We start from the raw sequence: 11516 nt of genomic DNA, 5'->3' as shown, positions 1-11516 counted from the left end.
TGTGGTCTATAGCGTCGCCTACAGCCCCAATGGACAACAGTTAGCTTCCGCTAGTAAAGACAAGACCATCAAAATCTGGGATGTCAGCAGTGGTCAACTCCTCAAAACCTTGACTGGTCATAGCAATGTGGTCTATAGCGTCGCCTACAGCCCCAATGGACAACAGTTAGCTTCCGCTAGTGAAGACAAGACCATCGAAATCTGGGAAGTCAGCAGTGCCAAACTCCTCAAATCCCTGACTGGTCATACTGATTTGGTCATTAGCATCGCCTACAGCCCCAATGGACAACAGTTAGCTTCTGCTAGTTATGACAACACTATCAAACTCTGGGATCTCAGCAGTGGTAAATCTCTCAAATCCCTGACTGGTCATAGCAGTGGGGTCTATAGCGTCGCCTACAGCCCCAATGGACAACAGTTAGCTTCCGCTAGTGAAGACAAGACCATCAAAATCTGGGATGTCAGCAGTGGTAAACTCCTCAAATCCCTGACTGGTCATACTGATTTGGTCATTAGCGTCACCTACAGCCCAAATGGACAACAGTTAACTTCTAATAGTGCTGACAAGACCATCAAAATCTGGGATGTCAGCAGTGGTAAACTCCTCAAAACCCTGACTGGTCATAGCAAAGTGGTCTATAATATCGCCTACAGCCTCAATGGACAACAGTTAGCTTCTGCTAGTCTTGACAACGCCATCCAAATCTGGGATGTCAGCAGTGGCAAACTCCTCAAATCCCTGACTGGTCATAGCAGTCAGGTCACAAGCATCGCCTTCAGCCCCAATGGACAACAGTTAGCTTCCGCTAGTGATGACGGTACAATAATTTTATGGGATTTTGATTTCGATAATTTATTATTCAGTGGTTGCAATTTGCTGAATGATTACCTTATTGCCCATCCAGAAGTGTTAGAAGAGTTGCAATCATGCCAAACTCTATCTCGTTTGGCGCAAGGCGCGACAGTGTTAGTTATCCAAGGTGAGAAGTTAGCGCGAAATGATGATATTAGTGGCGCTGTTGAAAAGTTTAGCAAAGCGCAGCAGTGGGATAATAAATTAAAGTTTGATTCCCAGTCCAGAGCAAGAGAGTTGGCGCAAGGCAAGACAGACCTAACCCCCAGCCCCTTCCCTGCGAGGGAAGGGGAGTAAGAAGGGGAGTATAGCCTCAAAGCCTCTCTCCTCTTAGGAGAGAGGTTTGGAGAGAGGTCAAAGGTGCTATAAATAATCACAAGGTGGAAGGATGGCATACAGCGATTTCAGTCTCGCCAAGGTGAAAAAGAGTTTTGATTTAACACTCGATGAAACTCGGAATTTATTTGTTGATACAAAACCTGTTACACCATCAGAAACACTCAGAACGATTTTAATAGATTACATTCCTTTAGCAACTGCAATTTCAACCGAAAAAGCCAGGTCAGAGTTTTTAATTGCACCAATCCTTGCAGAGGTTAGACGATTATTAAATAATAAAATCTCGCTGTTCTCTGGAAATGAATTTAATGTTGATGCGACTAAAGGCTTACAAGGTTTTTGCGATTACATCATCAGCGATTCCCAGGAGCAATTATTTCTTTCTACTCCGGTAATGTTTATTTTTGAAGCGAAAAAGGAAGATATTATCGGCGGTCTGGGTCAATGTGTAGCGGCAATGATTGCAGCACAACTGTTCAATCAAAATCAAGGCAATGAAGTTGGGCGGATTTATGGCTCGGTTACTAGTGGAACTAACTGGAAGTTCTTATTTTTAGAAGGGAAAACTGTTTATATAGATTCAACTGAGTACTATATTAAAGAAGTTGATAAAATTTTGGGTATTTTATTGCAACCTTTTAAACCTCTTTTAGCTACTGTTTGAATATATAGCAAGTGCTGATGTAACTTACCCGGTCAAGATTCAAAATTTGCTAAAAAATAAGAGAAGTTAAAAAACTAGTCTACCATTACCACTATTCAATTGATATGAGTCTATATTGTCTAGTTCATGGTGCTTTCCAAGCCACCTGGTGTTGGGATTTGCTAATTCCCTACTTAGAAGCACAGGGTAACAAAACTGTAGCAATGGATTTGCCAATTGAAAATGCATCTGCTACTTTGTCCCAACTTGCGGATGCAGTAATTCAAGCGCTGCCAAAAACTGATGATGATATTGTGCTTGTCGGTCACTCAATGGCTGGTACAATAATTCCCTTGGTTGCAGAAGCGGTAAAAGTGCGTCAATTAGTGTTTGTGGCAGCGCTGCTCCCATATCCTGGAGTTAGTACACTCGACCAATTTTCTCATCGTCTTGATTCTGATACACTCAAATCATTCAATTACCAGCCAAAAGAGCCAAGTAAACTCCAACAGTTCTACGATGAGCCTGATATGTATGAACCAGCTTCCGTAGGCAAAGATTATTCAGACGAAGCAGTATTAAAGGAGTTTTTCTTTCATGATTGTCAACCAGATGTAACACAGTGGGCAATCTCGAAAAGTCGTTCGCAACAATCTATGGCATATATATTTGAAACGAATCCTCTAAAAGCTTTGCCGCATGTTGAACGTAAATATATTGTTTGTACCAATGACCGGATAATATCTCCTACATGGTCACGCTACGCTGCACGAAAGCGCTTAGGAGTCGATGCCATTGAGCTTGCTTCTGGACATTGCCCACATCTGTCTCGCCCTGACCTTCTCGCCTCAATATTAACTAGTGATTAATTTTTTGAGCAATCCAAAATCTTTTGTCCAAGTAGACTATCTTAATGGTGCGTTGGCGCAGCTCAACCTAGGCATCGCTCATAATAAATAAAGCCCCATAGATATAAGAGAGGTTAAAGATGCTAAATGCAGTTGAGTTTAAAGCAAAGATTCAAAATGGTTTAATTCAGATTCCTGATAAGTACAAACAAGAACTTGGTGAAGGAGATGATATTAAAGTAATCGTTTTGGTGACGAAAAAATCATCTAAAAAAAGAGACATAATTGATGAATTAACAGAAAATCCTGTTCAAGTGGATGGTGTATTCAGCCGGGAGGAAATTTATAACCGATAATGATGAGTTCTGGTACATATTTTATTGATACAAATGTTTGGCTTTATCGTTTATTTGACGATAAGAAGATGGAGGTTACAGAAAGAACAAGAAAGCGTAATATTGCTATTGCAATTACAGAAGCTGAAGGAATCATCATTAGTACACAGGTTGTGAATGAGGTTGCTGCCAATTTGCTCAAAAAAGCAGCCTTTAATGAAGGCCAAATTAAAGCTGTGATTCAGTCGCTTTATAGTCGTTGCACTGTAGTAGAGTTCAATCTGACTATTTTTGAATATGCATCAGATATCCGCAGTCGATATAATTTTTATTTTTGGGATAGTCTGATTATTTCTTGTGCGCTATCCGCAAGAGCAAATATTCTCTATTCTGAAGATATGCAAGATGGGTTAGTAGTCGCTGGTCAATTAGAGATTGTGAATCCATTTAAAAAACGCTAGAAACCGCATTTAAGCTGTTTCTAGCCTTTATTTACTGAATGGGCAGTACCAGACTCGAACTGATGACATCCTGCTTGTAAGGCAGGCGCTCTACCAACTGAGCTAACCGCCCGTTTGACTAATCCTTAACCAATATAGCAAAACATTTCGCATTGCGCTAGTAGTTTCAAGAAAATCTTTTTTTCTCTTATACTGACTCAGTATTGAGTCACTCAGGATTTAGGATGCCCTCTGGTCGGACGCACGATCGCATTACTATGTATGCTCTGCCGTTGGTGGCGAGCGTTACTTTCTGGCAGACTCGCAGTAGCAATGCAACTTTGTTGGTTGCAGGCGGGTTTCTCTTTGGGGGACTGATGTTTGGCCCCGATTTGGATATTTACTCTGTGCAATTCCAACGCTGGGGTTTCTTGCGCTGGATTTGGCTACCTTATCAAAAAAGTCTCCGACATCGTTCTTTTTTATCCCACGGGCCGATTATCGGCACGATTCTACGGATACTTTATCTGGGATGTTTGCTGGCAATTTTGGCAATTTTCGTTTTGGCGATCGCTCAAAGGTTATGGAATTTGAGTTTTAGTTGGCAGGATTTGGGGGGAATTTTGGGGCGATCGCTCGTGCAATACGATACTGAATATATCGCTTTGTTTTTGGGGTTGGAACTCGGTGCAATGAGTCATTCTCTCAGCGATTGGGGGGGTTCGGCTTATAAGCGTTTTAAAAAGCAGGGGGTTCGGGGGTTGCTTCCTAGTGGCAAAATTAAGAAGCGGAAAGTGAGGGGTGGTAGTCGTCGGGCGAGAGTGAAGAAATAATTTTTTTAAACGCAAAGGAACGCTAAGGGAAGCGCAGAGGTACGCAGAGGTATGGAAAAGCAAGAAGAGATTTTGGGGGCGTTGCAGGAGTTGATTGAGGTGGTGGCGAAGTTGCGTGAGCCTGATGGTGGTTGTCCTTGGGATTTGGCTCAAACTGCGGAAACGCTCACGCCTTATGTGATTGAGGAGGCTTATGAGGTGGTGGATGCGATTAAGAGTGGGGATAAGGGTGCGATCGCAGAGGAGTTAGGCGATTTATTATTACAGGTGGTATTGCAAGCCCAAATCGCTAGTGAATCTGGGCAATTTTCTCTCAAGGAAATCGCTCAGGGGATTTCCCAAAAGTTGATTCGCCGTCATCCTCATGTGTTTGGTGATGTGTCGGTGGCCAGTGTGGATGAGGTGCGGCAAAATTGGGAACAAATCAAAGCTGCGGAAAAGGGCGAAGCATCTCCAGATGCCCAAAAATTTAGTGCTAAACTCGCTCGTTATGGACGTACCCTTCCCCCACTGACGGCGGCGATGAAAATTTCTCAAAAGGCTGCGGCGATCGGGTTTGAATGGGAAAATATTCAGGGTGTTTGGGATAAGTTTCATGAAGAGTTGGGAGAGTTCGAGCAAGCTTTAGCTGAAGAAACACCCGAACGGCAAGAAGCAGAATTAGGCGATTTACTATTTGCCGTGATTCAGTTAGCGCGTTGGCATCATCTTGACCCTAGCACCGCTTTGCAAGGTACAAATCAGCGCTTTGTCCGGCGATTAGAAAAAATGGAGGCGGTTGTTGACCGTCCCCTTTCTGATTACAGTTTGAATGAATTAGAAAACTTGTGGCAACAGGCAAAAGCTCAACTGGCGAAAGAAGGGAATAGGGAATAGGGGATTGGGGATTGGGCATGGGGCATGGGGCATGGGGCATGGGGCATTGGGCATTGGGCATTGGGTATTGGGTATGCAGAAGAGATAAAGGTAGACAAGGAAGAGGGAGAAGACTTGGGAGAGACTTGTTCAATAATTCCTCCTTGTCCCCCTGCTCCAACTCCTAACTCCTAACTCCTAACTCCTAACTCCCCTGCTCCCTTCTTCAAGATTTTTCAACGTCAAACCACTTATCATATAGCGATTGATAAGTGCCATTTTCTTTGAGACTTAGCAAAGCCTGATTAATTGGTTTGCGGTAGGGACTGTTGTTGGGCAGAATGATACCGTAGCTTTCTTCACGCAAGATACTGCCAACAATTTGTACCTTTCCTTTGCCTTCATTGGCAGCATAGAAGAGGAGTACAGGCGCATCAAACACTACGGCATCAGCTTTTTTTGTTTGCAGAGCATTGTAAGCTTGCTCAATCTTGGTAACTTCTAAAACTGAAATCTTATGTTCTCGTAAGTATGTAGCGGCTGTGCTACCCGCAGTTGTAGCCACTACCTTGCCGGGTAAATCGTCTATGCTCCTGATATCACCCTGAAGCTGTTGCACTGTCAATGAGGTAGTCGCACTGGCTGTAAAGTAGGCGGCAAAAAGTACTCCGATGAACATCCAGATAATACCTACTAAGCGTCCCAGTACTCCCTTGGGCATCTCATCAGCTTGGGTTGCTAATGTGGCAGCTGACCACCAACAGGCTTTGAAAATGCCAGGAAAGTATGATTTGGGAATCATCCCATCTTTGTGATGACGCTCAGATAACCAAATAATGTGGGCTGCTACGATAATTAACACCAAGGCAACGCCTATTACTTGCAAAAGGCTACCGGAGAAAAACAATTGCAAAATATTTGGGAAGGCACTGTTGTTGCTTTCTGGGTTTCTCACCATAATTTGCAGCCCCCCAGCAAAAATAGGTAATGAAAAATCAAAGTTCTGCTCGCGTTCGGCTGTAATTGAGATGGCTGAAATTCCCAAGTTGGCTTTGCTTTCCTTAATAGCCGAAAGCAGTTGCGGCACTGTGGAATATTCTATAAATTTAGACTCTACACCTATTTGGTTAGCGATTTTGCGCCAGAGGTCGATACTGAATCCTGATAGCTCACCTTTGTTTGATAGCACAAAGGGCGGTATAACTCGTGTCGCTACTAATAAAGGTTGTTGGAGTTGTGGTTTTTGGGCCACTCCTGGGGACGCCATTAATAACAATGCCAGGATTCCACCTATTAATCCTATGCAGGTATACAGTGCTAAGGAACGCTTGATTTTGTTTTTCGGGTCATATCTGCCAATTAGGCGGTTTTTCCCAGCCATAAATTGGCGAAATCTACTAGCGATCGCATTTATCATCAAAATTCTCTCAGGGTTGTGTGCATAATCTATTTATCATGCCCACCCTATATCAAAGATCGCGTTCATCATCTCCCTAATACCAATTTTTTTCAGATTTATGGCTGGTAATGTTGCTGTAAGCATCAGTCCCCCTTAAGCTATAAAAACATTTGCTGAAATCTACCTAATATGTTTCTTGCTGTACAACACTGTAGGTAGATTTCTTGATGAATTGTTTATTTTAAGATGGCAGGTGGAGGTTGAGACAACTTTGTGTCTAACTCAATTTATAGAACTCGCGTTGTCAAGACAAACCTCTATCTTTTGAGTAATAGTTTTGAGATCGGCTTTTAGCGTACATTTGGGTTTATAATTGCCAGATATTTTATCTAACATGCGCTTCTTAGTCTTTGCAAAGTGAGCAATTATGGATGTGGACGATTTTAGTCAACAATTAGAGACATTGCGCTCACGGGTAATCGGATTAGTGCAAAGGACTGGTAGTGAGCCATATTCACAGCAAGAGCTAACACTAGAAGCTTTTGAGGAACTGCAAATCACTTTGGAAGAACTAAAAATCGCTTCCGAGGAACTACAAGTAACACGAATCGTAATAGAGAAAGAGCGTCAGCGCTACCAAGAATTATTTGATTTTGCGCCTGATGGTTACTTGGTAACTGATACATTCGGCACTATCCTGGAAGCTAATCGTGCTGCTAGCATACACCTCAATGTTTTACAGCGATTTTTGATTGGCAAACCGCTACTTACTTTCATCGCCCAGCCAGATCATCAAGCTTTTTTTAATTACCTGACTCAGTTGCAGCAGCTCGACCGAGGTGGAGAATGGGAAGTATGTTTACAACCACGAGAAAAAATCTGTTTTGATGTAGCTTTGACAGTAGTTACCGTTCGCAACGAAAAAGGTCAGGCAGTTGCTCTGCGCTGGCTAATGCGTGACATTAGCCAGCGTAAGCATTTAGAGTTGCAGCGCCAGCAATTATTTGCTAATGAGCAAGCCGCCCGAATTGCAGCCCAAGCCGCAGAAAAACGCTCTAATTTTTTAGCTGAAGCAAGTAGTGTATTGGCATCTTCCTTGGATTATCGCATTACCCTAACCAGCGTCGCGCAATTAGCAGTGCCTACTCTTGCCGATTGGTGTATTGTGGATGTCATCGAAGATAATTTGCCAGTCTTCACTAACCCAGTCATCGTTGCATCAGAACCAGCCAAGGAAGCATTGATCCGAGAACTTCAACAACGCTATCCAATTTCTATTGACGCTGATTACGGCCCACCGAAAGTTTTACGGACTGGTAAGCCGGAACTGGTTACAAACATTCTTGAGTCTTCATTACAGAGAAAGTCCTCGAACGAGGAACACTTCAGTAATAGCAAATGAGTACGCCGAAATAACAAATGAGTACTCCGAAATAGCAAATGCGATCGCATCTGTAGTAGAAGTAGATGCAGACAGGCTTGCTCAAATGCTTCCATTTTTTGACGTAGAAATGCAGCATGAGCCAATTCGCCTATGTGGGGCTTGCTATGGTAAAGCACCTCGTCACCGAAAATGAAACACCACATGAAATTGGAGTGTAAAGCTATTAAACTTAAAAGGGTAGAGTAAGTTGGCTTCTTTCTCTATACCTGCAAAATTAGAAGCATAAGCTTGCCATAGCGGCAAACTTTTGAGTAAAGTCACAGACGACAAATAATTAGTCACTGTACAAATAATGGACGTAACTGGATTCGAACCAGTGACCTCTACGATGTCAACGTAGCGCTCTAACCAACTGAGCTATACGTCCTTAACCACACAATTATCAATAGTAGCATATACTTCTTTAATAATGCAAGATAAAAGACCAAATCAGGCGAACTCTATCACTCCCTAAGTAATCAAGTGCAGATGATGTGAAGTACTTATTTGATTTGTAAAAAAGGTTGCACCACTTGCTACTAATCAAACAAATAAGTCTAATATCAAGTCGGGGTAATTAGTTATGATACCCACAGTCATTGCACCCCACCCCCAGCCTCTCCCCGCTCTTCGGGCTACGGTGTATACACAAGTCTTAAAAATCTAGCCTTAATAAGACTTTCCTCGTTCCCAGTCTCAGACTGGGAATGCATTCATTGAGTCTCTGACTCAATGTCTAGCTGGAGGCAGAGCCTCTAATAAGCCATTCCCAGTCGGAGACTGGGAACGAGAAGTGAGAGAACAATGGGAAAATCGAGCTTTTTCCGACTTGTGTATACACCGTAGGCTTTTCGGGAGGGGAGACAAAGCTACGCTTTGGCGGGGTGGGGTTCTTGGGGTTTAGTAAGTAATCAAGCGGACATGATATAAGTCAAATTCTCTTTCCTTTTGCTTCCAGCAAGACTGCCTGATTTCCTGCAAAGGTCTTTAAGTTTATCGAATCCAAAATGCCAATCCTCCCCCACGACCGCGAGCTGCAATGAAATCTTCTGTTACCAAAAAGAAGCCAAAGAACGGTAGTTTACCTATCGGTTGGTTGTAGAAATCTTCTGTTTGAACTTTACCACCACGGATTGCTCTGTTGTAAATAACACGACCAAACAAACTGAGAATCATCTGGTTAAAGTCAAAGGCCAATAAATTTTTCTTCCCAAAATATTGCACTGGCCCCATGAGTTTCAGTGAAACTGGGTTAAGCTCAACCTGATTAGTAATTTCGCCTCTGTCTGAATTTTGTTCCAAAGTGGCATTAAAGGAAACATGGATTGCCATGAACTTGGGTACATAGAAACCGTTGCCTAATACAATTCCCCCGCTACCTCTGTTTTTTTTAGTGCCAGTGACAAAGCAAAGTTGCCATTTACCGAGCAGAAACTCAAACGGATAAGTCAACTTTTGTTGCTTGGCAGTTTTTTCTGCTTGTAGCAATGCCTTTACTAATATTTCAGCACTAGGGCGTATGCTTTTTGGTTCTCTATACTTAGCCGCAGCCTGGGATAGCACGTTAATAAAGTCAAATGTCGCTTTAGGTGTTAAATTAGGCGTCATGAAGCCACTCTGGATTTAACTACTTCTTGATTTTCTGATAGATTGTAGCGTTCATCTTCAAGAAGACATATCTTTCAACCGTAGTATTCACTAGAAGAACGTCGCTCGATTTATGACCGAGAAGGGTGTGGGGTGTGGGGTGTAGGTATTAGATAAAGAACGTTCTCTCGCACCCAACGGGTACAAGCCCCTGTTTTTAAATATGGAAAAAATCAAAAGATGTATGTAGTGACACGTATGTGCAAGATATACAGCGTCCGTTTTGAAACTCCTGCTTTTAAGTATGGGGTTCCCCACACCCCACACCCTATCCCCTATACCGAATGGCACGCTTGTAAAGCTGAAAGCTCGTGTAGGCAGGGTGTTGGGGGTAGGGTGTAGGGTGTAGGGGAAAATTAAGAAAACAAAATATCGAGTATGAACATAAATATTTTCCTTCTTCACTACACCCACTCAGCCACACCCCACACCCAAAAGCCTTATAGGTAATGGGTTTGGCGTTAACAAGCGTGCCATTCTCCCCTATACCCTTTTCATTATTCCCTACCTTCACCAAGGATTACCAACCATTGTGAATCCAGCCCAATAATAAGGATGCATAAGTGATTCATCAGCACTGTCAGCAGGTAAAGGCAAATTCCCAACTCCTCCTAAACCTTGCACTTGTCCATCCTTGACATAAATTTGCCCTTTGAGCATAGCTACCTGAGCCTGTCTGAGAGCTTCTGCCTTAATTGGAGTTGTCTTTAAATTCTCATAAAATTTTGTCATCAACGCCGCTGTGCCAGCATCATTAACCGACCAAAGACTAGCAACACTAGTTTTCACACCTGCCAGCACTGCTAAACCCGCAAATCCCAGTTCGGATTCTTTATCCCCTAAAGCTGTTCTACAAGCACTCAGCACGAGCATTTCAACTTCAGGTTCATTCAAGCGCAACTGTCGTAATTGATTCAAGCGTAACTTGTCTTCCCACAGTTGAATATAGGAATTATTCAAAGCACCCGTAGCAAAATTGGCATGGGTTGCCATGTGAATAATTCCAAAAGGTTGTTGGCGGCGGATCGTTTTAAGATTTTCTAAGGTGGCTTGCTTATCTAACAATAATTTGCCCTGCCAGAGTTTAGATACTAGTGTTGATAACTCCAGGGGGACTGCTGGTAAAGGCTCTTGTCCCTGAGTACTCTGAGAAACCCCCAGCGCTAAAATTTGAGATTTTTTGATGTCTTTATAGAGGGTATTAGTCAAACTAAGACTAGGCATTAAGCCAATACTATATTTTTCTGCTAGAAATCCTTTTTCATCGTGAAGTGCTGCCATTGGGGTTGAACGTAACCCAATATCTGGTAAAAAGACCAGATTGTTGATTTCTCTCGCCTGTAAATCTGCCTCTAGTGGTGCAACCATCCAGCGATAAAGTTGTTGAGATGAACGCAAATAACCGGTGCGACGACGGTTTTGTGGACTAACGATTTGGTCACGAAATTCTTGAGCTACTTGGAGAACTTTGGCTTTAGTTGTTTCTGGGATGCGCTTGCGGATAGGATCGCCTTTTCCGGTTACTACTACAACTTCTAGTTGGTCGCTATCTTTTTCTGCTACGGTATTTAACTGTTTCGTAAATTTTTGAGCTTTGCCTAAATTCCCCTCTGGTAAAATTTCCACAGGGACAAAACTGATGTAGATAAATGCAGGTTTAATACCAGTAGCTTCTTCAATTTTACGAGCAATTTTTTTGGCATCATCTAGGGTTTTGATTTTAGGGCTGGGTATGCCTAAATGGTCGGCAAAATCATCTGTGAAATTGTCTTCGGGAGTGGGGTCGGGATTAAGAACGGGGTTATCAATCTGAGGATTATTGAGGACAGGGTTATTCGGTTTACTTGGTAGATTGCATTGGAATGTGCAGGGGTTAGTATTTGGAGTTTCAGGATTTGGAG

The 11516-nt window shown here is 42.7% G+C and carries 11 protein-coding genes, 2 tRNA genes and 1 pseudogene; 8 read left to right on the top strand and 6 right to left on the bottom strand.

Annotation, left to right across the window (positions count from 1 at the left end):
* From RM049_RS26805 to RM049_RS26785, 5 genes and pseudogenes are all read left to right on the top strand, one after another.
* Positions 1–1150: pseudogene (locus RM049_RS26805) on the top strand (WD40 repeat domain-containing protein); the annotation flags it as partial.
* Positions 1151–1241: 91 nt separating this feature from the next.
* Positions 1242–1856 carry a hypothetical protein gene (locus RM049_RS26800; protein ID WP_322706322.1) on the top strand — a complete coding sequence of 205 codons (615 nt, stop codon included), beginning with the start codon at positions 1242–1244 and terminating at the stop codon, positions 1854–1856.
* A 104-nt stretch (positions 1857–1960) separates the two neighbouring features.
* Positions 1961–2704, top strand: coding sequence for an alpha/beta hydrolase (locus RM049_RS26795; RefSeq protein ID WP_322706321.1), 744 nt, complete (start codon positions 1961–1963; stop codon positions 2702–2704).
* Between the two features lie 119 nt (positions 2705–2823).
* Positions 2824–3039, top strand: coding sequence for a hypothetical protein (locus tag RM049_RS26790; RefSeq protein ID WP_322706320.1), 216 nt, complete (start codon positions 2824–2826; stop codon positions 3037–3039).
* Positions 3039–3479 carry a PIN domain-containing protein gene (locus RM049_RS26785; protein ID WP_322706319.1) on the top strand — a complete coding sequence of 147 codons (441 nt, stop codon included), beginning with the start codon at positions 3039–3041 and terminating at the stop codon, positions 3477–3479. Before RM049_RS26790 ends, RM049_RS26785 begins: the two co-directional genes overlap by 1 nt.
* Positions 3480–3518: 39 nt before the next feature.
* On the opposite strand, the gene RM049_RS26780 is transcribed toward RM049_RS26785, so the two are convergent.
* Positions 3519–3591, bottom strand: a tRNA-Val gene (locus RM049_RS26780).
* 112 nt (positions 3592–3703) lie between these two features.
* On the opposite strand from RM049_RS26780, the gene RM049_RS26775 reads away from it, so the two are divergent.
* Both RM049_RS26775 and mazG read left to right on the top strand, forming a co-directional pair.
* Entirely contained in the window at positions 3704–4291 is a 588-nt protein-coding gene (locus RM049_RS26775) for a metal-binding protein (protein WP_322684706.1), read from the top strand.
* A gap of 51 nt (positions 4292–4342) precedes the next feature.
* Positions 4343–5167, top strand: a complete 825-nt coding sequence (gene mazG, locus RM049_RS26770; RefSeq protein ID WP_322706318.1) for a nucleoside triphosphate pyrophosphohydrolase — start codon at positions 4343–4345, stop codon at positions 5165–5167.
* Positions 5168–5372: 205 nt separating this feature from the next.
* Here mazG and RM049_RS26765 read toward each other — a convergent pair whose 3' ends face one another.
* Positions 5373–6563, bottom strand: a complete 1191-nt coding sequence (locus RM049_RS26765; protein WP_322702603.1) for a transporter substrate-binding domain-containing protein — start codon at positions 6561–6563, stop codon at positions 5373–5375.
* Between the two features lie 409 nt (positions 6564–6972).
* Here RM049_RS26765 and RM049_RS26760 point away from each other — a divergent pair, with 409 nt between their 5' ends.
* Entirely contained in the window at positions 6973–7947 is a 975-nt protein-coding gene (locus RM049_RS26760; protein ID WP_322706317.1) for a PAS domain-containing protein, read from the top strand.
* Positions 7948–8109: 162 nt separating this feature from the next.
* On the opposite strand, the gene RM049_RS26755 is transcribed toward RM049_RS26760, so the two are convergent.
* The 4 genes from RM049_RS26755 to RM049_RS26740 form a co-directional block, all read right to left on the bottom strand.
* On the bottom strand, positions 8110–8250 hold the full coding sequence (locus tag RM049_RS26755) for a hypothetical protein (protein WP_322706316.1): 141 nt from the start codon (positions 8248–8250) through the stop codon (positions 8110–8112).
* Between the two features lie 32 nt (positions 8251–8282).
* Positions 8283–8356, bottom strand: a tRNA-Val gene (locus tag RM049_RS26750).
* A 605-nt stretch (positions 8357–8961) separates the two neighbouring features.
* The gene (locus RM049_RS26745; protein WP_322706315.1) at positions 8962–9576 is read right to left on the bottom strand and encodes a hypothetical protein; all 615 of its coding nucleotides are present in this window, start codon (positions 9574–9576) and stop codon (positions 8962–8964) included.
* A 549-nt stretch (positions 9577–10125) separates the two neighbouring features.
* Positions 10126–11516 (bottom strand): CHAT domain-containing protein (locus RM049_RS26740; protein WP_322706314.1); only part of this gene is annotated, 1391 nt, incomplete at its 5' end.

Origin of the sequence: Nostoc sp. DedQUE04, from assembly GCF_034530995.1 — a bacterium.
In the GTDB taxonomy this organism is placed as follows: Bacteria; Cyanobacteriota; Cyanobacteriia; order Cyanobacteriales; family Nostocaceae; genus Nostoc.
Note: the sequence above shows the minus strand (reverse complement) of the source record. Positions and strands in the feature narration are given on the sequence as shown.

What these genes read in the sequence shown, in the direction of transcription:
- RM049_RS26795 (WP_322706321.1), top strand. Translation starts at nt 1,961, where the DNA reads ATGAGTCTATATTGTCTAGTTCATGGTGCTTTCCAAGCCACCTGGTGT.
- RM049_RS26790 (WP_322706320.1), top strand. Translation starts at nt 2,824, where the DNA reads ATGCTAAATGCAGTTGAGTTTAAAGCAAAGATTCAAAATGGTTTAATT.
- mazG (WP_322706318.1), top strand. Translation starts at nt 4,343, where the DNA reads ATGGAAAAGCAAGAAGAGATTTTGGGGGCGTTGCAGGAGTTGATTGAG.
- RM049_RS26765 (WP_322702603.1), bottom strand. Translation starts at nt 6,563, where the DNA reads ATGATAAATGCGATCGCTAGTAGATTTCGCCAATTTATGGCTGGGAAA.
- RM049_RS26745 (WP_322706315.1), bottom strand. Translation starts at nt 9,576, where the DNA reads ATGACGCCTAATTTAACACCTAAAGCGACATTTGACTTTATTAACGTG.
- RM049_RS26775 (WP_322684706.1), top strand. Translation starts at nt 3,704, where the DNA reads ATGCCCTCTGGTCGGACGCACGATCGCATTACTATGTATGCTCTGCCG.
- RM049_RS26760 (WP_322706317.1), top strand. Translation starts at nt 6,973, where the DNA reads ATGGATGTGGACGATTTTAGTCAACAATTAGAGACATTGCGCTCACGG.
- RM049_RS26800 (WP_322706322.1), top strand. Translation starts at nt 1,242, where the DNA reads ATGGCATACAGCGATTTCAGTCTCGCCAAGGTGAAAAAGAGTTTTGAT.
- RM049_RS26785 (WP_322706319.1), top strand. Translation starts at nt 3,039, where the DNA reads ATGATGAGTTCTGGTACATATTTTATTGATACAAATGTTTGGCTTTAT.